The 21,316-nt window shown below is 69.6% G+C and carries 20 protein-coding genes and 2 pseudogenes; 4 read left to right on the top strand and 18 right to left on the bottom strand.

Features of this window, described 5'->3' with window-relative positions:
- Nucleotides 1–5 precede the first annotated feature (5 nt).
- From AC1DWT_RS20990 to AC1DWT_RS20955, 8 genes are all read right to left on the bottom strand, one after another.
- Nucleotides 6–884: a sucrase ferredoxin gene (locus tag AC1DWT_RS20990; RefSeq protein ID WP_206015207.1), complete on the bottom strand. Its 879-nt coding sequence runs from the start codon at nt 882–884 to the stop codon at nt 6–8.
- Nucleotides 885–913: 29 nt separating this feature from the next.
- On the bottom strand, nt 914–1,492 hold the full coding sequence (locus AC1DWT_RS20985; RefSeq protein WP_095860893.1) for a YdeI/OmpD-associated family protein: 579 nt from the start codon (nt 1,490–1,492) through the stop codon (nt 914–916).
- Nucleotides 1,493–1,502: 10 nt separating this feature from the next.
- Nucleotides 1,503–2,015 (bottom strand): hypothetical protein, encoded by a 513-nt coding sequence (locus AC1DWT_RS20980; protein ID WP_095860894.1) that lies wholly within the window; start codon nt 2,013–2,015, stop codon nt 1,503–1,505.
- A 35-nt stretch (nt 2,016–2,050) separates the two neighbouring features.
- Nucleotides 2,051–3,025, bottom strand: a complete 975-nt coding sequence (locus AC1DWT_RS20975) for a R2-like ligand-binding oxidase (protein ID WP_072945806.1) — start codon at nt 3,023–3,025, stop codon at nt 2,051–2,053.
- A gap of 92 nt (nt 3,026–3,117) precedes the next feature.
- Complete coding sequence (locus tag AC1DWT_RS20970) at nt 3,118–3,903, bottom strand: alpha/beta fold hydrolase (protein WP_206015206.1); 786 nt, start codon at nt 3,901–3,903, stop codon at nt 3,118–3,120.
- Nucleotides 3,904–3,942: 39 nt separating this feature from the next.
- Entirely contained in the window at nt 3,943–4,326 is a 384-nt protein-coding gene (locus AC1DWT_RS20965; RefSeq protein WP_015889979.1) for a VOC family protein, read from the bottom strand.
- Between the two features lie 164 nt (nt 4,327–4,490).
- Nucleotides 4,491–6,044 (bottom strand): DNA polymerase Y family protein, encoded by a 1,554-nt coding sequence (locus tag AC1DWT_RS20960; RefSeq protein ID WP_206015205.1) that lies wholly within the window; start codon nt 6,042–6,044, stop codon nt 4,491–4,493.
- Nucleotides 6,041–6,880 (bottom strand): hypothetical protein, encoded by an 840-nt coding sequence (locus AC1DWT_RS20955; protein ID WP_206016244.1) that lies wholly within the window; start codon nt 6,878–6,880, stop codon nt 6,041–6,043. The genes AC1DWT_RS20960 and AC1DWT_RS20955 overlap by 4 nt, the downstream gene beginning before the upstream one ends.
- A gap of 211 nt (nt 6,881–7,091) precedes the next feature.
- Between AC1DWT_RS20955 and AC1DWT_RS20950 the strand changes: the two genes are divergently transcribed.
- Nucleotides 7,092–8,303 (top strand): serine/threonine-protein kinase, encoded by a 1,212-nt coding sequence (locus AC1DWT_RS20950; protein ID WP_206016243.1) that lies wholly within the window; start codon nt 7,092–7,094, stop codon nt 8,301–8,303.
- Nucleotides 8,304–8,315: 12 nt separating this feature from the next.
- Here the strand turns inward: AC1DWT_RS20950 and AC1DWT_RS20945 are convergent, their stop codons facing one another.
- The 5 genes and pseudogenes from AC1DWT_RS20945 to AC1DWT_RS20925 form a co-directional block, all read right to left on the bottom strand.
- Nucleotides 8,316–8,975: a response regulator gene (locus AC1DWT_RS20945; protein WP_015889975.1), complete on the bottom strand. Its 660-nt coding sequence runs from the start codon at nt 8,973–8,975 to the stop codon at nt 8,316–8,318.
- 412 nt (nt 8,976–9,387) lie between these two features.
- Nucleotides 9,388–9,528: a hypothetical protein gene (locus AC1DWT_RS20940; protein ID WP_206015204.1), complete on the bottom strand. Its 141-nt coding sequence runs from the start codon at nt 9,526–9,528 to the stop codon at nt 9,388–9,390.
- 39 nt (nt 9,529–9,567) lie between these two features.
- On the bottom strand, nt 9,568–9,882 hold the full coding sequence (locus tag AC1DWT_RS20935; RefSeq protein ID WP_206015203.1) for a WXG100 family type VII secretion target: 315 nt from the start codon (nt 9,880–9,882) through the stop codon (nt 9,568–9,570).
- 211 nt (nt 9,883–10,093) lie between these two features.
- Nucleotides 10,094–10,237, bottom strand: a pseudogene (locus AC1DWT_RS20930) (YbaB/EbfC family nucleoid-associated protein); the annotation flags it as partial.
- 213 nt (nt 10,238–10,450) lie between these two features.
- Nucleotides 10,451–11,827 carry an ATP-binding protein gene (locus AC1DWT_RS20925; RefSeq protein WP_072945790.1) on the bottom strand — a complete coding sequence of 459 codons (1,377 nt, stop codon included), beginning with the start codon at nt 11,825–11,827 and terminating at the stop codon, nt 10,451–10,453.
- Nucleotides 11,828–11,895: 68 nt separating this feature from the next.
- Between AC1DWT_RS20925 and AC1DWT_RS20920 the strand changes: the two genes are divergently transcribed.
- Together AC1DWT_RS20920 and AC1DWT_RS20915 are read left to right on the top strand one after the other, a co-directional pair.
- Nucleotides 11,896–13,362 (top strand): PspC domain-containing protein, encoded by a 1,467-nt coding sequence (locus AC1DWT_RS20920; RefSeq protein ID WP_206015202.1) that lies wholly within the window; start codon nt 11,896–11,898, stop codon nt 13,360–13,362.
- Nucleotides 13,355–13,582, top strand: a complete 228-nt coding sequence (locus AC1DWT_RS20915; RefSeq protein ID WP_072945785.1) for a hypothetical protein — start codon at nt 13,355–13,357, stop codon at nt 13,580–13,582. The genes AC1DWT_RS20920 and AC1DWT_RS20915 overlap by 8 nt, the downstream gene beginning before the upstream one ends.
- 61 nt (nt 13,583–13,643) lie before the next feature.
- Here the strand turns inward: AC1DWT_RS20915 and guaA are convergent, their stop codons facing one another.
- The 4 genes from guaA to guaB form a co-directional block, all read right to left on the bottom strand.
- Nucleotides 13,644–15,215, bottom strand: coding sequence for a glutamine-hydrolyzing GMP synthase (gene guaA, locus AC1DWT_RS20910; protein WP_477922002.1), 1,572 nt, complete (start codon nt 15,213–15,215; stop codon nt 13,644–13,646).
- A 64-nt stretch (nt 15,216–15,279) separates the two neighbouring features.
- Nucleotides 15,280–17,022, bottom strand: a complete 1,743-nt coding sequence (locus tag AC1DWT_RS20905; RefSeq protein WP_206015200.1) for a GMC family oxidoreductase N-terminal domain-containing protein — start codon at nt 17,020–17,022, stop codon at nt 15,280–15,282.
- A gap of 210 nt (nt 17,023–17,232) precedes the next feature.
- A complete protein-coding gene (locus tag AC1DWT_RS20900; RefSeq protein WP_072945780.1) occupies nt 17,233–18,372 on the bottom strand; it encodes a GuaB3 family IMP dehydrogenase-related protein in 1,140 nt (379 codons plus the stop codon).
- 33 nt (nt 18,373–18,405) lie between these two features.
- Nucleotides 18,406–19,929: an IMP dehydrogenase gene (gene guaB, locus AC1DWT_RS20895; protein ID WP_005239781.1), complete on the bottom strand. Its 1,524-nt coding sequence runs from the start codon at nt 19,927–19,929 to the stop codon at nt 18,406–18,408.
- Between the two features lie 241 nt (nt 19,930–20,170).
- Here guaB and AC1DWT_RS20890 point away from each other — a divergent pair, with 241 nt between their 5' ends.
- Nucleotides 20,171–20,575: a DUF5319 domain-containing protein gene (locus AC1DWT_RS20890; protein WP_005239778.1), complete on the top strand. Its 405-nt coding sequence runs from the start codon at nt 20,171–20,173 to the stop codon at nt 20,573–20,575.
- Nucleotides 20,576–20,675: 100 nt separating this feature from the next.
- On the opposite strand, the pseudogene AC1DWT_RS20885 reads toward AC1DWT_RS20890, so the two are convergent.
- Nucleotides 20,676–21,316, bottom strand: a pseudogene (locus tag AC1DWT_RS20885) (anti-sigma-D factor RsdA); the annotation flags it as partial.

Here is a 21,316-nt window from a genome sequence, read left to right as displayed (position 1 = left end):
CCGCCTCAGGGGGTGAGGGCGCGAACTCCGGTGGCAATGACGGGCCGCACCGGCTTCGGCGCCGCCCCGCAACTCGCCGGCCGCGGCGGCAGTTCCCACTCCTCGAGGTCGACGACCCAGCGACGCCCGTCGCGATGGGTGACAACCGAATTCGCGTCCACCGTCAGCTCGTCGGCGGTGGCGTCCACCAGATCGCGGACGGCGAGTTCCGCCACCTGCCCCTGGGTGTCCCAGCAACTGCGGCCGCGCAGCCCGGTCCGGTACACCTCGCCCCGGGCGGCGGCGCGGACCGCGTCGATGCTCTGCTGCACCGACAGCCGGCCGTACGTGTAGCCCGTCGGCAGCAGGATCAGCGACGGCGCGAAACGATGCCCGCCCGTGTGCGAGCACTCCCACACCGCGTCGCCGAACTCCGCGGTCAGACCGGCCGCGACCGGCCGCCCGAGCACGGCGCAGCACTGATCTCTCTTCCCGTGCGCGCACACCAGGGCGACGGGGTCCGTCACCGGCGTGCCCAGACCGGGTGCGGGCCCCGCGACCAGACCGAGGTCCAGGTCGAGCAGGTCCTCCGGGTAGCCGATCTCGAGCCGCTCGCACCACGACCGCGTGGGGTGCGACTGTGCCAGCAGCACCGTTCGCCGATCCGGTGACGCGGTGCCGCGGCCAGGCCTCCGGATGAACATGATCCGCACCCCGGCGGCGTCGGCGCGGGCGTCGAGTTCGCGGGCCAGGTCCGTGCCGAGCGCCGCGCCGTCGAGCACGTCCCGGCCCCACGCTCCGGGGAATTCCAGGCACACCCAGCCCCTGACGTGCGCAGCGGTGCCCGCGAGGGGTTCGTCGGTCGCGGACAGCGCGGAGCAGGTGGCGGTGATCGTGTCAGGCACGCTGCCATTGTGTCAGTAGCGGAAATCGGTCAGTCGTGGAACTTCCTGCGCTCCGCCAGCTGCTGGACGAACTTCTCGATGCGGCGGGCACGCGTCTCCGGGCGTTTGGCGTCCTGCAGGCGGTAGTAGACGGCGTACCGGTTGTGGCTGTCGAGTGTCGCGTAGAAGGCCTCGGCCTCGGGATTCCGCGCGAGGGCGTCCAGGAAGTCCTGCGGCATCTCCGCCGCCTTCTGTCCTGCGTACGCGCGGTCCCAGCGGCCGTCCGCCCTGGCCCGCTCGACTTCGGCCACGCCCGCGGGCTCGAGGAGACCGGCCTCGGCGAGTTTCTCCGCGAACTCGCGGTTCCGCTTGGACCACGGACTCCGCGACGACCGCGGGGTGAACCGCTGCACGAAGAAGTCGTCGTCGACACGGCGCACCTGGCTGTCGATCCAGCCGTAGCACAGCGCGACCTCCAGAGCCCGGTCGTAGTCGATCGACGACTGCGCCGATCCCTTCTTGGCCATCTTCAGCCAGATACCGGGCGAGGAGGCGTGATGGGCGGCGAGCCACTCCCGGAACTCGGCCTGGCCGGTGAAGTACTCGACGCTCAACTCGGCAGCACCCATGCGCCTGAATCTAGCGGGAGAACAGCTTTCCCGCCCAGACCCTCACGAATCCCTGGGACAGGTACCCGAGCGCACCGAGCGCCAGCACCCATTTGGTGACGCTGACCGCGGTGGTGGCCCGCACGGTCGCGTCGGTGATGTGCTCACGGTGGGACAGCAGGTATAGCCCGACGACGTTCTCGGCGTAGTCGCCCGCCGCCGAGATCACCGGCACCGCCGCCAGCACCTTCCGCGTTCTCGGCGACAGCGGGGTCAGTTCCGCCAACCGCCGGGCGCCCGTGCGCAGCGCGACGGCGTAGATCAGCGGGTGGACGAAGTCCGGGTAGTAGTGGCTGCGGTAGCGCGCCGTGTCGGAGTCGGTCATTCCGTCGAGGATCGCCGTGTAGTCCCGGGCGGAGCGGGCCGTCTGGATCTCGGCGAGCCGGGGTGCCACGGGACCGAGCAGGCGGATGATGTTCGCCTGCGAGATCACGAATGCTGCGGACCAGCCGAGGAGTCTGCGGTCGAGTGCGGTGAGCGCCATGAGCAGATCCTGCCATTGCCACCGCGCAGTGTGTCTCAGCCGGCGGCCTCGGACATCGCCTTGGCGTCCTCCTCGCCGAACTTCTCCTCGAGCGCCTCGGGCGAGTAGTCCAGGTCGATCTCCTCGACCGGGCGTCCGCGCGCGGATTCGATCGCCCCCAGCCTGCGCTGCGCCCGGTCCGCGGCATACGCAATGAACTCCTGTTCGTCGAGCCCGTACGGCTGGACCTCGAATTGCTTGTTGACCCAGTCGATCATGCCCAGCGCCAACGGCATCAACTCCGCCATCCGCTCCTGGACCACGCCCCAGTTGCCGTCGTCGGCGGCGACGTGCCTGCGGCAGGTGAACGTCCCCCACGCCATGTGGCGTCGTTCGTCGTCGCCGATCCTGCGGACGAGTTCCTGCATTCCCGGCAGGATTCCGCGCGTCGTGCACACCTTCTGCCACGCGTAGTACCCGGTGAGCGCGAGGCTGCCCTCGATGACGTGGTTGTAGGTGACGCTGGCCCGCACCTGATTGGCCGGGCTGGGATCGGTCTCGAGGACCTTCAGCGATCCCGGCAACTCCTCGTAGAACAACTGCCGGTAAAACGGGTTCTCGGCGACGAAGGGGTGCAGGTCCCGGGTCAGGCCCACCGCATCCATCCACAACCGGAACACCTGGGTGTGCTTGGCCTCCTCGAAACAGAACTGCGTCAGATACATCTCGTCGCCGAAACGCCCCTCGGCGGCCATCGCCTTCATGAACGGCTGGATGTCCTCGGTGACCGCTTCCTCACCGGCGATGAACTGCGCGACCAGATACGTGGAGTTGCGCTGCTGCTCCGAGTTCAGCCCCTCCCAGTCCTCCGCGTCCCGGCTGAAGTCGAGGTCCGTGGGGTTCCAGAACTTGGCGTTGCCCTTCGTGAACAGCCGCAACGGGAACGCGTCCCAGTTGAGTCCCCCGTCGCGGAGCGAGCTGAACCCTTGCCTGCCGGGCGCGTAGGGACGTCCGGGCGTGAGTGTCGACATCGTGGGTCCTTCTTCCTCGTTCCGAGCCCCCGCTTTCCGTTTCCACGCTAGTCCTGTCGAGGCCGCTGCGGTTTACATTTTCGGACTTTTTGTCAGCTCGTCTGGGGCTGCATCAGAAACGGCAGGACCTGCGCCGCGAACTCGCCGTACCGGTCGCGGTGAATGCTGTGCCCGCCGGGAAACACCACCACCCGGCACTTCGGTATCGCCGCGACCGCGGACTCGAGCTTGTGCGGGTCGACCATCCCGCCCGGTCCACCGCGCAGGATGAGCGTGTCGGCCTCGATGCCCGGCAATCGGTCCCACCACAACGGATCCGGGCGGCGGAACTGTTCGATCGCGGAGCCCGTCATCGACCGGTCGAAGGCGAACACGGCCCGCGGATGCCGGATGACGCTCGTCGTCGCGTGCCAGAGTTCCGGCAGCGACGGCAGCCGGTTCGCGAACACCTGTTCCGGGTCACCGGGACGCAACGGGAGCGGGGCCTCCTCGATCACCAGCCGGCGGACCAGTCCGGGTCGGGCCTGCGCCGCGAGCGACGCGGCATGACCGCCGAGCGAGTGCCCCACGAGATCCACTCTCGTCAGCCCCAGGTTGTCGCACACCTCCACCACGTCGGCGCCGAACTCCTCGAACTGGTACGACGCGGCGCGGGCACTGCGACCGTGCCCCCGCAGATCCGGGACGAGAACGCGTCGCCCGCGGGCGACGAGTGCGCGGGCGAATCTGTGCCAGGTGCCGCCGTCACCGCCCATCCCGTGCACCAGCACCACCGGCACGGGAGGGACGTCCGCCGACCCCGCCACCGACGGCTCACCGCTGTCCCGGTAGGCGATCTCGATGCCGGTGCGCGTCGGGGTAGTCCTGCTCGTCTCCACGAGAGTCCAGACTAGCGAGCACCGGCAACCCGGCCGCGACTACCGGCCCGACCCGTACGGGCGGGTGATGATCTCCAGGTAGTGTCCGGACGGGTCGAGGAAGTAGACGCCCCGGCCGCCGTCGTTGGTGTTGATGGTGCCCGGCAGCGTCTGCCGCGGATCCGCCCAGTGGTCGAGACCCCACTCGACGATCAGGCCGTAGATCCGGTCGAAGTCGTCCTCCCCGACGAGGAACGCGTAGTGCTGCGGCTGGAATTCGATCGGTGGTTCCGCGAAGTCGAGAGACACCCCGTTGTCGAGGGCGACCGCCAGGAAATGTCCGGCGGGCACGGCGTCCGGCAGCCCGAACAGCGTGGTGAAGAAGGTCGCCGACTCCTGCTTGTCCTTGGCGGCGACGATGGTGTGGTTAAAGGAAATGGTCACATTCGACCCTTTCGGGATATGCCACGAGCCGACGACGCGACTGTGGCCGGCCTCCATGCCTGACGCTGTCCGCCACCGGCACGCGACCCTCTGCACAGCAAAGCATTTCGGACGGCCGGTCCGCAAGCGATGCCTGCGCGCGTCCTGTGTCACTCATGGAGGTGTCACTCGTAGATTCCCTCCACCGACCAGCGGCCTGCCGTGCAGATCACCAGCAGCGCCCGCGACTCCTCCAGCAGCACCTGCGCCCTGGCCGCCGTCCGCGCCGCCGGAGGGTCCCACCACCGCTCGTCCACCGACCACGGTCCGGCCCATCCGCACACCGCCCACTCTCTGCTCCCCCACCGCAGCCGCGCGGGAGGCGCGCTGAACACACCACGTTCCGTGACCGTCACAGCGATACCCCGCTCGTCCGACATCCACACCTCCGGATACGCGGTCAGCACCGCGGCGGGCGCCGGTTCCGGCAACGTGCCCGGCCACGGCTCCGACGGATCGTTGCGAGGAATCAACTCGTCGCCCAACGGCAGCAACGTGATGCGCTCCGCCGGTCCCCGCCCACCGCTGAGGACCCCCACCTGCACGGCTTCCCCGCCGAGCAGGCCCTGCACCCGCACCAGGGCCCGCCGGGCCCGTTTGTCCTGGTCGCCGACCCCACCCCACAGCCCCAACTGCAGGGCGCCTGCCGCCACCACCTCCACCGGTTCGAGCCGCAGGACGGCGATACCGGCGGTGGGCCGCTTCTCGCTGCGCCCGGTCAGCCACCCGTCCAGCTGCCACCGCACCCGGTCCGCCGTCGCCTCGGGGGTCAGCGGTTCCGCGCACCTCCAGATCCGGGACAGTTGTTCACCGTTGCCGGTGCTCGCCGAGATCGACAGCCGGGTGCAGGCCACCGCGGCGTCCGACAGCGTGCGATGAAGCTTCTCCGCCAACGCCCGTCCCGCGAAGGCGGCGGCGTCGACCCGTTCGATGACGGGATCGCACCGTTCCTCGACATCCAGGTCCGGAGGCAGCGACCGCCCCGACGGGGGACGCTCCGGCTCACCGCGCGCGGCCCGATGCGCCAGCACCGCATCGGTTCCGAACCGCGACGCCACGTCGCCCGCCGACAGCGCGGCGAAACTACCGATTGTGCGCAACCCGAGCCGGTGCAGCAGATCGACCAGCTCCCCGCGATGCGGCGCCGCGAGGCTCGGCTCCGCGGCAAGTTCCCGCATCGGGAGCGGCGCCAGGAAGGCCGCCCCCTCGCCGGGTGGCACGAGAGTTGCTCTGCGCGCGGCGATCACGGCCATGGACAGCTGATCAGCTATACCGACCTGGCATTCCACCCCCACCGCCGACACCTGGTCCACCAGCCGTTCCGCGGCGGCCTCCTCCGAACCGAAATACCGGGCGACGCCGCGAGCGGACAGCACCACGAGACCGGGCCGCAACACCTCGACGCCGGGTGCCACCGCGTCGACTGCCGAGGCGACCGGCTCGAACAGTCGCGCGTCGCGGTCGGGATCGGCTGCCACCACATGCAACCGGGGGCACCGGGCCTGGGACTCGCGGCGGCGCAGACCTCGCCGCACCCCGTCCGCGCGGGCCGGTGCCGAGCAGGCGATCACCCGGTTGCCCGACGTCACCGCCACCGGATGGGTGGGCGGGAGATCCGCGGCGGCGGCCGCCGCGACCGCGGGCCAGTCGGGGCACCACAACGCCAGCACCCGGCTCACAGGCCCACCACCTCCACCGGATCCGGGAAGGGGACGTTCCCGAGGGACACCATCGGTTCCGGAGCACTCACCCATTCCACCCGGCCCTGCGCCGACCGCACGTCCAGCCGGGTGGTGCGCGGCTGGAACGACCGCCCCCGGGCGTACACTGCCAGGCTGAGGGACCGCAATCGCCTGCAGCCCCCGTCCTGAGATCCGTTGCCCAGCCCGGCATAACCGTGCACCCGCGCCTCCAGACGCATCTCCGCGCCGTCCCAGTGCCCGTCCGTGACGACCAGGGTCGCCCCCTTGCTCCGGGCGCGGGCCACCACCGCACGCGCCCGGGACGGCGCCACCGACGCCCCTCCCAGCCCGAGCACCACCAGGTCCATTCCGTCCAGCAGCACCGCGGCGATCTCCACCGGATCGGCGCCCGGGTCCGGGATCAGGGCCAGCCGTTCCAGTTGCGCGCCCATCTCGACCGCGGCCAGCACCCCGAGCCGGGGATGCCCGATCACCGCGACGTGACCGCCGCCCGCGGTCACGGACGCAACCAACCCCAGCAGGAGCGAGGTGGCACCCGACACCGACACCACCGAACCGCGCACCAGCCCGCCCCGGGGAAGGAGGCCTGCCAGCGCGGCCGGAACCGGAAGCACCCCGGCGGCGTGGGAATCGGGAGCCGCGGACGTGCCCGTCGCAGGAAATCCGCCCTCCACCGGGGCCCGGCTCGCCACCGATTCCCCGCGTGCGGGAACGGCGGCCATCCGTCGCCGGAGGTAGTCCAGACGCTCCTGCCGGGACAGCCCGGACAACTCGGGAGCCCCCGGCACCGGCAACCCCGGCTCGCCGGCCACTTCAACCAACTCGACACCCCTGACACTCGGCACCAACAGCGGTCGGCAACCACGGGGAAGACGCGGCTCGAACAGACGCTTTGTTCGAACATATTTTCGAACCCGTTCCCAGTAAAGCGGGTCCGTGCATGCCCGTCAAGTGGACGCCGAACGACCAGGTCAGGACGGCCGCGCGTCCCGTGTCCGCACAATCCTCTAACCTGAACGCGTGATGGAGCAGGAGCAGAGCGAAAGGGGCATCGGACCCGAATACCTGGTGGCCGGAAGGTACCGCCTGCGGTCCAAACTGGGTGGCGGCGGAATGGGCGCGGTCTGGCTCGCACGGGACACCCTGCTGCACCGCGAAGTCGCTATCAAACAGGTCACCACGACAGCCGGACTCGACCCCGACGAGGCCCGCCGGGTCCGCGACCGCACCATGCGGGAAGGCCGCAACGCCGCCAAACTCGCGCACCGGCATTCCATCGCGATGTACGACGTGGCGCTCGAGGCCGGGGAGCCCTGGCTCGTCATGGAATACCTGCCGTCCCGCAGCCTCGCCCAGGCGATGAACATCGCCGACACCCTGCCCCCGCTCGAGGTCGCCCAGATCGGCGCACAGGTGGCCGACGCGCTCACCGCCGCCCACGCCGCGGGGATCGTGCACCGGGACATCAAGCCGGGCAACATCCTCGTCGCCGACCGCGGCCGGGAACTCGGCACCGTCAAGATCAGCGACTTCGGTATCGCCCGGGCCAAGGGCGACTCCGCGGACACCGCGAACGGGGTCATCACCGGCACGCCCGCGTACTTCTCCCCCGAGGTCGCCCGCGGCCAGGACCCCACCGAGGCCAGCGACGTCTTCTCGCTCGGGTCCACGCTGTACACCGTCGTCGAAGGGCAGCCGCCGTTCGGGATCGACTCCGATTCCATCGCACTCCTGCACCGGGTCGCGAAGGCCGAGATCTACCGACCGAGCAAGGCCGGACCCCTCACCGACACGCTGCTGCATCTTCTCGAACCCGACCCGGCGCGTCGTCCGACGATGGCCGAGGCCCGCGACGCCCTGGCCCGGGTGGCCATGGCCGGGGACGGCAACGTCGCGCACCTCGTCGGCTCGCCCGTCTATTCCGCGGACGGCACCATCCCGGCGTGGGCTCACCGTTCGACACCGTTGCCCGACTCACGGCGCCGCGGCAAACTGGTCGGTTCCACGCAGGCCGGTCTGCCCGCCGTGCATCAGAGCACCCCGCTCAAGAACGTGCCGCGTCCGCTCGGCCGGTTGCAGTGGCCTCCGCGCCCGGCGAAGCCCGCTCCGGGTTCGCCGGCCCCCACCGTCCGCGACCAGGTGGTCGCGTGGGCGCCGATCGCCATGGGTGTCATGGTCGCGATCCTGATCCTGGCCGTGCTCGTGGCCGTGATCGTCCTGCTCGCGCAGCCCTGACCCCCGGGGACGTCAGTCGATCCGCCTGCGGTGCGCCCACCTCGTGAGCGCATTCCGGTTGGACTGCTGCGTCTTCCGCAGCACGTTCGACGCATGCGTTTCGACCGTCTTCACCGAGATCACCAGTTCCTCGGCGATCTCGCGGTACGTGTAACCGCGGGCGAGGAGGCGCAGCACTTCCAGCTCCCGCGGCGTCAGCGAATCCAGCTCCGGATCCAGCTGCGGCTCAGGAGCATTGGAACGTCCGGTGAAGGAGTCCAGCACGAAACCCGCGAGCCGCGGACTGAACACGGCGTCACCGCCGGCGACCCTGCGGACGCCGTCGGCCAGCTCGGCCCCCGAGATCGTCTTGGTGACGTACCCGCGGGCGCCCGCGCGAATCACGGCGATCACGTCCTCGGCGGCGTCGGACACACTCAGCGCCAGGCACACCGGACCCGACTCGATGCCCCGCAGCACCGCGACACCGCCGCCGTCGGGCATGTGGACGTCGAGTAGGACGACGTGCGGCGAGGTGGCGTTGATCCCGGACACCGCCTCCGCGACACCGCCCGCCTCGCCCACCACCTCCATGTCCGCTTCCCTACCGAGCTCGGCACGGACACCGGAGCGGAACACGGCATGATCGTCGACGAGAAAGACACGGTACGGGGGTGTTTCAGGCAAAGTCACTGCGGCTGTTCCTCGGCGTGGGCGGTAGTGTCACCCCACTGTAGAGCGTGTCGCACGATTCACCAGATCGCCGCACCACCGCGGGCATCCCGTCTTCGCCGTCCGTGGCGATATCCGATTCGACGATGGCAAAGACACTTCGGAACCAGGCCTTCACCAGATATCCGAAGCTCGGCCACGTTCCGTCCTCCGGCCGCACGACGCACAGACCCGTCATCCACATGCCGAACGTCGCATGGAATCGCGCCTGGAATCGGTCCGGTGGGCGAAAGAGACGACGATCCACGCCGGTACCGCGGCGAGCCCCGCAGTCCCCCCGGCCACACTCGACGACGGCGTCGCCGAACCTCGGTGTGCCCACGGTCTCCTCCTGCACGTAGGAGCCGAGCATGCCGTTCATGCTGAGTGCCGTTCAGTGCACTGGGTCGTCGGCCGACCAGTCCAGGGTGTCACCGAGTTCGTGGAACAACCCCGACAACTCACGCAACGCACCGTCCGCGCCGATCCACTCCTTCGCCATCGCGGTCTCGACGTCACCACTGACACCGGACAACGCCGACCGGATCGCGGCATCGGCCTCGTCGATGGCCCATCAGAACAGCCCGGCGAGGCTGGACGCGGTGCCGTGGTCGGTGTCGTCGAACGAGTCGGCGGTACTCCGGAGCTTCGACCCGACCGCTGCCAGCGCCGCGACGGCGAACCCCAGCGAGTGTTCGGCCGCGTCCGCGGACGGCAGATACCCGCTCGCGAACGTCGTCCCGGTCTCGTCGGCGCCCCAGCACTCGCCCTCACCGTCGAGGGTCGCGGTCAGGGTGGCGGCGACCTCGGCCATCCGCTGCGACAGGGCATCGAATCGGGGTGCGACGCCGCGCAGATGCGCCGGGTCCACCCACAGCTGCGCGCTCACTGCCAGCCGTCCCGCAGCAGCGGCCGATTCCACGACCCGTCGTCGGGGTCGGGAACGAGGTCCGGCAGATCCGGCAGGGTCTCGGTCGCGGACACGATCGATCCCATGATGCGCATCGACTCGGCGTGCGCGGCCTCGCCGGCGCGGCGGCGGCGTCGGTCATCGCGCGTCCCAGCGATTCGGGGGTGGAGCGCTGGAACGCGTCCGGTGCCAGGTGCACCTCGACCACCCCGCCGACCGAGTTCACCACCACCTGCACCAGCCCGTCGGCGGACTCACCCGTAACGCGCAGCTGTGCCACCTGTCGCTGAGCGGCATGCAGATCCTGCGTCTGCCGGTCGAGCGTGGCCAGCATCGAATCGATCTGACCCTGCAGTTCCTGCTCACGCACCCGCAGGCGTTCACGGTCGAACATGAATCCCCCCTTGACGTCTCGCGTCGCACCCCGCCGCAGCACGGTGTGACCGCACGACCCCCACAGTCGCGTCGCGGGCGAACACTACCCCTCACGAGGACAGCAGCGAGCAGGCGCTGCGCACGAGGGGAACCGACACGACGAAAGTAGTGCTCACGCGCCCTGACTGAACGGCACGTCCTCGACGCCGGTGTCCGCGCTGTCGGCGGCCCCCGCTCCCGCGCGCGTCCGGCCGTTCCGCGGCATGTGGATTCGCACCTCGGTGCCCTTGCCTGGCGTGGACCGCACGTCGACGTGCCCGCCTCGCCGTTCGATCCGCCCGCGAATCGACTTCGCCAGCCCCTGACGGTCCGGCGACACCTCGTCGACGTCGAATCCGACGCCGCGGTCCCGGACGAACACGCTGACCTGCTCGCGCTCGGACTCGGCGAACAGATTGATGTCGGTCTCCCCGGAATGCTTGGCCGCGTTGACCAGAGCCTCCCGCGTCGCGCCGAGCACCGCCGTGAAACTCTCCTTCGACAGTCCCTCGCCGGTGCCGTCGACATCGAGGGCCACGTCGCCGACCGTCACCGGCCGCACGGTGACGCCGTGGTGGTCCTCCACCTCGCCCGCGATGATGCGCAACGCCTCCGCCAGGCTCGAATGGTCGGTGTCTCCCCCACCGAACAACCACTTGCGCAGTTCCCGTTCCTGCCCCCGGGCGAGCCGCGCGACCTCCTGGGGATGGTCGGCCTGTTTCTGGATCAGCGCCAGGGTCTGCAGGACGGAGTCGTGCAGGTGTGACGCGATCTCCTCGCGCTCGTCGTTGCGGATCCTCGCGGCGCGCTCCGCCCCCAGCGCCCGCCACAGCCGCAACCACAGGGGCACGGTCAGCAGTCCGGCGCCGACCAGGGTGACCACCACGGCCAGCAACGACGAACGCAGCGCGGCGAAGTCGACCTGCGCGAGGATCACCACGCCGAGACCCGACACGATCAGTGTCACGCCACCGAGGACCCGCGCCCAGGTGAGGACGGTGGGGCGCTGCGGCAGCCCGATGACGGTGCGCGGCCCCTCCGAATCGAATTCGCGCCACACCAGGGCCGCGCCGACCGCCACCACGATGATCGGTGCGATCACCGAACCGACCCGGCCGCTGAACAACCACGACAACGCGGACGCACCGGCCAGACCGATCGCGATCAGCCCGTACGCTCTGCGCCGCTCGGACGCACTGGGCTTCTCCGTGTCCGAACCCGCGGCCGTGAAGATCCACAACAGCCCGTAGCCGACGATGCCCGCGCCGGCGAGCGCGGCGAGACAGGCGAACGCGACCCGCACCTTCATCACGTCGACATCCAGCTGGTCGGCGATACCACCTGCGACGCCGCCGACGATGCGGCCACCGGTCCGGCGTTCGAGCCGCGGCATGGGGAGACCGCCGGGCGGTACCGGCGCGGTGACGGCGCCCGCGTACTGGGCGCCGCCCGCGGACGTGTTCACAGGTTGCACACCTTCGATACTGGCACGATCCCCGGGCCGCGGCATCAGGGTCCGACCCTGACTTGGGGCCGCGTTCCGGCCCACCCCGACCGGAAAGATCAGGGTACTTCCCGATGTACGCGCGATGCGGCGACCGGAACGATGGTGGTATGAGCAATGGGAGCTTCCAAGAGCAGATACAGGATCTGTGGCGGACCCGACCGGTGCGGTTGCCCGGCCGTGGCCACGTCGCCGGTGTCTGTGCGGGAATCGGCTACCGCTACGGCGTCGATCCCGTACTGATACGAGTCGCGTTCGTCGTGTCCACCATTTTCGGCGGCGCCGGCGTGCTCCTCTACCTGGCGTGCTGGCTCGCCCTCACGAAGTCGGGCGACCCGGCCTCCCCCGCGGAGTCGTTGATGGGACGCGGTCACAGCTCCGACTCGGGCACCAAAACCATCGTCCTTCTCGTCGCACTGGCGATCGCGGTGAGCACCGTCGGCCCCTTCGGCGTCGGCCTCGGCGGCTCCGGGCTGATCAGCATGGCGCTGATGCTCGGCGGCCTGTGGCTGCTGTACCAGCGGCAGCCGATCCCCCCGCCGTCGCCCGTCGGAGCCGTCGCCCCCGGTGTCGGCACCGGCTATCCCGGGACGAGTTTCTCGCCCGGACAGTTCGGCGCCAACCCGTTCGGCCCGGGCACGTACGGTTCGGGTGCGTACGGTCCGTACACGAAGCTTCCCGACTCCTACACGCCGAGCACGCCTCCCACCACGGGGCAGCCGGCGGACGCGACCGGCGAGGCCCCCACCGAGGCACTGAAACCCGAAACCGCTGCCGCCCAGACCGATCCGGTGTCGTTCGAGAAGTCCCCGACCGCCGGTCCGCGGGTCGACGCACCGTCGGCGCCGTTCGCGCCGCTCGAACCGCGTCCCCCCGCATGGGACCCGCTCGGTGTCGCTCCGTTCGCGTGGGACCTGCCCGAGCCGGCCAGAACCAGCACTCCCGCAGTGCAACCGGAGCGCACGCATTCCCGCCTGACCACCATGGTGATCGGACTGGCCATCCTCGCAGCCGCGGCAGCGACGGCGCTGGCGGTCGCCACCGGATCCGACTGGCTGAATCCCGGTCGCATCGGCGCGGTCGCGCTCGCCGTCATCGGAGTGGGGCTGCTGATCGGCGGCTTCCTGCGCAAGGGCTACGGGCTTCTCGTCGTCGCAGGCCCGCTGATCGGTTTCGTGATCCTCGCCTCGCTCGTCGGGTCACTCGACCTGAACAGCGAGAACATGGGCGACCGGACCTGGGTGCCCCTGACGGCCGCCGACATCGAACCCGCCTACTCCGGTGGGTTCGGCAGCTTCACGCTCGACCTCCGGAACGTCACGCTCACCGAGGACAAGACGGTCGACGTCAGCGGTCAGTTCGGTGAGGTCGTGGTGCTCCTGCCGCCCGGCATGAACGTCGAGAACCACTGCACCGCACAGTTCGGCGACGCACAGTGTCTCCCAGACGGTCTCGACGGCGGTGCCGACGGAACGGACGGTCACGTCCTGACCCTCAATGCAGATGTCCGGTTCGGAAGTATGGAGGTGCGCCGTGGATGACGTCGACGACACTCAGGACGGCGAGCAGACCCGGACGCGCAAGCGCCCGTCACCGCTCCTGCTCCTCGCGGGGGTGGCAGCACTGCTGGTGAGTGGATGGGCGCTCGCGGGGCCGTTCTCGCTGGAGCCGCTCGCGAACGTCGAATTCCGCTGGCTGTTCGTGGTGGTCGCGGTGCTGGTCGGCGTGGTACTCGTGTTCGCACCCAACCGGCGACGATAGGCGCTGACGCGCACCGTGCGCGGTGAGCGAGTCAGGCGACTCGCCCACCGCGCACAGTGCGTCACTCCCACTCGATGGTGCCCGGCGGCTTGCTCGTGATGTCCAGCACGACCCGGTTGACGTCGTGAACCTCGTTGGTGATCCGGGTGGAGATCCGCTCGAGAACGTCGTAGGGCAGTCGCGTCCAGTCCGCGGTCATCGCGTCCTCGCTGGACACAGGGCGGAGCACGATCGGGTGCCCGTAGGTGCGTCCGTCGCCCTGGACGCCGACGCTGCGGACGTCGGCGAGCAGCACCACCGGGCACTGCCAGATCTGGCCGTCGAGCCCGGCGGCCGTCAACTCTTCGCGCGCAATGGAATCCGCGTGACGCAGCAGGTCGAGCCGCTCCTGGGTGACCTCGCCGATGATGCGGATGCCGAGCCCGGGGCCGGGGAACGGCTGGCGTCCCACGATCTCCTCCGGCAGGCCCAGCTCGCGCCCCACCGCGCGGACCTCGTCCTTGAACAGCAGGCGCAGCGGTTCCACGAGCGTGAACTGCAGGTCTTCGGGCAGGCCGCCGACGTTGTGGTGGCTCTTGATGTTGGCCGTGCCGGTGCCGCCGCCGGATTCCACGACGTCGGGGTACAGCGTGCCCTGCACGAGGAATTCGACCGTGTCGCCGTGCGCGGCATTCTCACCGAGCACGTCGCTGACGGCACCCTCGAAGCTGCGGATGAACTCGCGGCCGATGATCTTGCGCTTGGTCTCCGGATCGGACACCCCGGCCAGTTCACCGATGAAGGTGTCGGCCGCGTCGACCGTGATGAGCCGGGCGCCGGTGGCGGYGACGAAATCCTGCTCGACCTGCGCACGCTCCCCGGCCCGCATCAGGCCGTGGTCGACGAACACACACGTCAGGTTGTCGCCGATCGCGCGCTGCACGAGCGCCGCCGCGACAGCGGAGTCCACACCGCCCGAGAGTCCGCAGATCGCCTTGCCGTCGCCGACCTGCTCGCGGACCTGCTCGACGAGGGCGTCGGCGATGTTCGCGGCCGTCCAGGCGGGGGGAATGCCGGCGATCTCGTGGAGGAACCGGCTGAGCACCTGCTGGCCGTGCGGCGAGTGCAGAACCTCCGGGTGGTACTGCACGCCGGCGAGCCTGCGGGCCCGGTCCTCGAATGCGGCGACGGGTGCGCCCTCGCTGGTGGCCGTCACCTCGAAGCCTTCGGGGGCCTCGGTGACCGCGTCGCCGTGACTCATCCACACGGGCTGATTGGACGGCAGCCCCTCGTGCAGCAGACCGCCCTGCACCTTCAGGTCGGTGCGGCCGTACTCACGAGTGCCGGTGTGGGCGACCGTCCCGCCCAGCGCACCGGCCATGGCCTGGAATCCGTAGCAGATGCCGAACACCGGAACGTCCAGATCGAACAGGGCCGGATCGAGCTGCGGCGCCCCGTCGGCGTAGACGCTCGACGGCCCGCCGGACAGCACCACGGCGAGCGGATTCTTGGCCGCGATCTCCTCGACGGTCGCGGTGTGCGGGACCACCTCGGAATAGACCTTGGCCTCACGCACCCGCCGGGCGATCAGCTGCGCGTACTGCGCGCCGAAGTCGACGACGAGGACCGGTCTCTGTTGCTCGATATCTGCCACCGGATCAGTCTAATCGGCGCAGCTCTGTGGTCTGCGCGACCCCACGACCCGGCCCTCGCCGGCGCTATGCAACGCCGTGCTTCCGGGTGTCGGGCAGCACCGAGCCGTTTCGGATCTCGACGATCGGCAGCACCAGCGCGGCGGGCGCGCCTTCCGGGACGACCGGCTTGATCGGCGCGACCGGGTTCAGGCGCCGGTATCCCTCCCCCTGCGCCGGACGCAGATCCACTTCACCCTTGTTCGGCCACAGCGACGCCGCACGCTCGGCCTGCGCCGAGATCGTCAGCGACGGGTTGACGCCCAGGTTCGCGGACACGGCCGAACCGTCGACCACGCTCAGCGTCGGGTAACCCCACACCCGGTGGTACGGGTCGATGACGCCGTTCGACGGTTCCGACGCGATCGTGCAGCCGCCGAGGAAGTGCGCAGTGAGCGGGATGTTGAACACGTCGCCCCAGGTGCCGCCTGCGCGACCGTCGATCTTCTCCGCGATCCGCCGGGTCGCCTCGTTGCCGGCCGGGATCCAGCTGGGGTTCGGCTGACCGTGTCCCTGCTTGCTGGTGACCTTGCGCCGGCCGAACAGGCCCTTCTTCGTGTACGTGGTGATGGAGTTGTCGAGGTTCTGCATGACCAGCGCGATGATGGTGCGCTCGCTCCATTTGTACGGGGTGAGGACCTTCAGTGCCGTCGGATCGTTCGCGAGTTCCCTGAGGAACGTCATCCACCGCCTGCCGCCGCCGTCGGTCAGCAGCGTCTGCAGCATCGCCATCGAGTTCGACCCCTTGCCGTAGCGCACCGGCTCCACGTGGGTGTCGGGCGTCGGGTGGAACGACGACGTGATCGCGACGCCCTTCGTGAGCTCGAGCGCGGGGTCCACCTTGTTCTTGGCGGCGCCGAGGATCGACTCCGAGTTGGTGCGGGTGAGCACACCCAGCCGGTCGGAGATCTTCGGCAGCGCGCCCGACTCCTTCTGGTCGAACAGCAGATGCTGCGTGCCCCACGTGCCGGCGGCCAGGACGACGTTCGCCGCGGTGTACGTTTTGCGGTTCCGGTTCTTCCGCGGCCCGCTGCGCCGGGTGAACACGTCCCAGGTGCCGTCGGACGCCTCGCGCAGCCCCTTGACCGTTGTCATCGGGATGATCTCCGCGCCGGCCTTCTCCGCGAGGCCCAGGTAGTTCTTGAGCAGGGTGTTCTTGGCGCCGTGCCGGCATCCGGTCATGCATTCGCCGCATTCGATGCATCCGGTGCGGTCGGGGCCGACGCCGCCGAAGTACGGGTCCGGCACGGTCTTGCCCGCTTCTCCGAAGAAGACGCCGACCGGGGTCTGGACGAACGTGTCGCCCACGCCCATGTCTTCGGCGACCGACTTGATGATCTCGTCCGCGGGGGTCATGTGCGGATTCTGGACGACGCCGAGCATCTTGCGGGCCTGCTCGTAGTGCGGCGTGAGCTCGTCGTGCCAGTCCGTGATGTGCGACCACTGCTTGTCCTGGAAGAAGGAGGCAGGCGGTTTGTAGAGGGTGTTCGCGTAGTTGAGTGACCCGCCGCCGACGCCGGCGCCGGCGAGGATGAGGCAGTCGCGGAGCAAGTGGACGCGCTGGATGCCGAAGAACCCGAGGGCGGGCGCCCAGAGGAACTTCCTGAGATCCCAGCTGGTCTTCGCGAAGTCCGCGTCGGCGTAGCGACGGCCCGCCTCGAGGATGCCGACCTTGTACCCCTTCTCGACCAACCGGAGCGCGGTGACACTGCCACCGAATCCGGAACCGACGATGAGGACGTCGTAATCCGTTGTGCGCTGCTTGCTCATCACTCGACCTCCAACGAACCTGAGTTTATTACTCGCCAGTATGCACCCGGCGGTTGTGACAGCTGCCACAAGGGTTACCTTAACTGTAACGAGAGGTATCAGGAACGGTCGCGATACCCRCAAACGCACGTCGCCCGATGCCGCACCGGCGCAGTTGAACTGCACCGATGCGACATCGGGCGACGAGAGAAGCAGTGACGGACGTACGCCTCAGGCGCGGACCGTCAGGCCTACTTTCTGGAATTCCTTCAGATCGGAGTACCCCGCCTTCGCCATCGAGCGGCGCAGTCCACCGACCAGGTTCAGGGAACCGAACGGGTCGTCCGACGGGCCGGTGAGGACCCGGTCCAGCGACGGCCGGTCACCGAACGAGACCGGCAGCATCGTGCCGCGCGGCACCGACGGGTGCGCGGCGGCCGACGGCCAGTACCAGCCGCCGCCGGGAGCCTCCGCGGCAACGGCCAGCGGTGCGCCCAGGACCGCGGCGTCCGCGCCACAGGCGATCGCCTTCGCGAGGTCGCCCGAAGACGTGATGTCGCCGTCCGCGATGACGTGGACGTAGCGTCCACCCGTCTCGTCGAGGTAGTCGCGGCGGGCGGCCGCGGCGTCCGCGATGGCCGTCGCCATCGGGAGACCGATGCCGAGGACCTCACCGGTGGTCGTGGCGCCCTCGGTGGAGCCGTACCCGACGATCACCCCGGCCGCGCCCGTGCGCATCAGGTGCAGAGCGGTGCGGTGATCGCTCACCCCACCGGCCACGACGGGAACGTCCAGTTCGGAGATGAACGTCTTCAGGTTCAGCGGTTCGCTGTCGCCGTGGGCGACGTGTTCGGCGGAGATGATCGTGCCGTGCACGACCAGCAGGTCGATGCCCGCCTCCAGCAGTTGCGGGGTCAGCGCCCGCGCGTTCTGCGGACTCACCCGCACGGCGGTCGTGACACCCGCGTCGCGGACCTGCGCCACGGCAGCGGCCAGGAGCCCCGGCTGCAACGGTGCCGCGTGCAGTTCCTGCAGCTTCTTGATCGGCGCCTCGACGTCGACGTCCGACTCCGCCAGCGCGACGAGTTCCGCGAGCTTCGCCTCGACGTCCGCGTGCCGGCCCCACAGCCCCTCACCGTTGATGACGCCGAGGCCACCGCGCTTGCCGAGTTCGATCGCGAACGACGGCGACACGAGCGCGTCGGTCGGATGCGCCAGCACCGGGATGTCGAACCGGTACGCGTCGAGCTGCCAGGACGTCGACACCTCCTTGGAGGAGCGGGTCCGGCGGGAGGGGACGATGTCGATGTCGTCCAGCTCATAGGTTCGTCGGGCTGTTCGGCCCATGCCGATCTCAACGAGGTCGCGCACGCGCGCCCCTTTCTCGTGAATCGTGACTGGTTGCTAGCGAGCGGTGTAGTTGGGAGCTTCGACCGTCATCGTGATGTCGTGCGGGTGGCTCTCCTTCAGGCCCGCAGCGGTGATCTGCACGAACTGCGCGTTCTGCAGTTCCTCGATCGACGACGCTCCCGTGTAGCCCATGGCGGCCCGCAGACCACCGGTGAGCTGATGTGTGACCTGGGACAGCGGACCGCGGAACGCGACCCGGCCCTCGATGCCCTCCGGGACCAGCTTGTCCTCGGACAGCACGTCGTCCTGGAAGTAGCGGTCCTTCGAATACGACTTGGCGGCCCCACGACTCTGCATCGCGCCGAGCGACCCCATGCCGCGGTAGCTCTTGTACTGCTTGCCGTTCACCAGGATCAGCTCACCGGGCGACTCCGCGGTGCCTGCGAGCAGCGAACCGAGCATCGCCGTCGACGCGCCAGCCGCGAGGGCCTTCGCGATGTCGCCGGAGAACTGCAGCCCACCGTCGGCGATCACCGGCACACCGTGCGGCTTGGCCGCGGCGACCGCTTCGAGGATCGCGGTGATCTGCGGGGCGCCGACACCGGCGATGACGCGGGTGGTGCAGATGGAGCCGGGGCCGACACCGACCTTGACCGCGTCCACACCGGCCTCGATGAGGGCGGCCGCACCACTGCGGGTGGCGACGTTGCCGCCGATGATCTGCACGCGCTCGTCGACCTCGGCCTTGAGCTTGGAGATCATGTCCAGCACACCGGCCGAATGACCGTGGGCGCTGTCGACGACGAGCACGTCGACCCCGGCGTCGGTGAGAGCCATTGCGCGGCTCCACGCCTCGTCGCCCACACCCACGGCGGCACCGACCAGGAGCCGGCCGTCGCGGTCCTTGGTGGCGTCCGGGTGCTGCTCGGTCTTCACGAAGTCCTTGACCGTGATGAGCCCGGTGAGCTTGCCCTGGCCGTCCACGATCGGCAGCTTCTCGATCTTGTGGCGGCGCAGCAGTCCCAGCGCCACCTCGGCGGTGACACCCTCCTGGGCGGTGATCAGCGGCGCCTTCGTCATGACCTCGGACACGGCGCGGTTCTGGTCGACCTCGAAACGCATGTCGCGGTTGGTGATGATGCCGACGAGCTGTCCGGCCGCGTCGGTGACCGGGAGTCCGGAGATCCGGAACCGCGCACACTTGGCGTCGACCTCGGCGAGGGTGTCGGACGGCTTGCAGGTGACCGGGTCGGTGACCATTCCGGCCTCGGACCGCTTGACCGTCTCCACCTGCCCGGCCTGCGCCTCGACGGACAGGTTGCGGTGCAGCACGCCCATGCCGCCTGCACGGGCCATGGCGATGGCCATCCGCGCCTCGGTGACGGTGTCCATCGCGGAGCTGACGAGCGGCACCCGCAGCCGGATGTCCCTGGTCAGCTGGCTGGACGTGTCGACCTGGCCGGGGATGACATTCGACGCCGCCGGCAAGAGCAGGACGTCGTCGTACGTGAGACCCAGCATCGCGACCTTGTTCGGGTCGTCACCGCCGGTGTGTACATGCCCTGCTGAACTTGTCATGCGGTTCGGGCCCTCCATGGAACATAGGTGCAGCGCCGGTGGCGCCGTCTGCGGACATTCAGATCTTCGATCTGGTGAAACTTGCGCGAACACGGATACAGGGAAAGGCCGGAGCGACGATCGATATTCCCAGCTCCGCACACCATGATATCGGCTCGACGTGATCGCCACGGAGCCCACCCACGCTGGGCGTACGCCGAACGGCTGGCGCAGACCGGGCTGACCTGCGTACCGTGGTGCTGTGCGCGATCAACTGCCTCCAGGTCTGCCCCCGGACCCCTTCGCCGGCGACCCCGCCGACCCGTCCGCAGCTCTCGATGCGATCGAACCGGGCCAGCCACTCGACCCCCATGAGCGTCTCGCCGTGGAGGAAGATCTGGCCGACCTCGCCGTGTACGAGGCGCTGCTGGCGCATCGTGGGATCCGCGGTCTCGTCGTCTGCTGCGAAGACTGCCAGCAAGATCACTACCACGATTGGGACATGCTCCGTGCCAACCTCCTCCAGCTCCTGGTCGACGGCACCGTGCGCCCGCACGAGCCCGCCTACGACCCGACACCCGAGGCATATGTCACATGGGACTACTGCCGCGGCTACGCGGACGCCTCGATGAACGACGCTTTGCACGGAGACGGCTTCGACGCCTGATCCGGCACAACCCGATCCAAACCCTGTACTGACAGACGACTGTGGCCCGACACGCGAAGTGTCGGGCCACAGTCGTCTGTGCGGGTGGGCCGCCTAACCGCTAGCTGGTGGGCGGCAGCACCGGGACCGGGGTCGTCGTGGTGGGCAGCGGCACCGTCGAGGGCTGCTGAGACGGCTGCTGCTGAGTGGGCGGCTGCGTGGTCGGATTGTCCGGCGGCAGTATCGGCAACTGCATGATTGTCGGATCCGGGCTCGTGGACGGCATCGTCTCAGGCGGAAGCGGAAGCTGCGGCGGCGGCGGCGGCGGCAAGGTGGGCAGCTGCGGCAGCGGAATGGGCGGCAGTCCCGGAATCTGCAGATCCGTCGGCAGGGTTCCCGGCAACTGCCCGACTCCCGGCACCGTCGTGGAACCGGATGTCCCCGGCACGGTGGCAGGCAACTCGGTGGCCTGCGTCGGCGCGCCGGTTGTGGTGGTTCCCGGCGCCGTCGTCGCCGGCGGCGTGGTGGGAGCGATCTTCTCGACCTCCGCGGCCAGCTTCGCCCGCCACACGTCGAGTTCGTTGCGCATGTCGGCGTCGCGTACCCCGCCGGCACGGTCGGCGGCGCCGTCGAGCAGGTTCTTCGCCGACTCCGCGTCGCCCGCGGCGATCAGCCGTTCGGCCTCCTGCAGCTGGGACGTGGTGTCGATCTGCGCGACGGTCGAATCGGCCTGCTGGCTGAACACGACCGACTTGACGCTCC

Source organism: Rhodococcus sp. P4_B6 (genome assembly GCF_056402215.1).
Note: the sequence above shows the minus strand (reverse complement) of the source record. Positions and strands in the feature narration are given on the sequence as shown.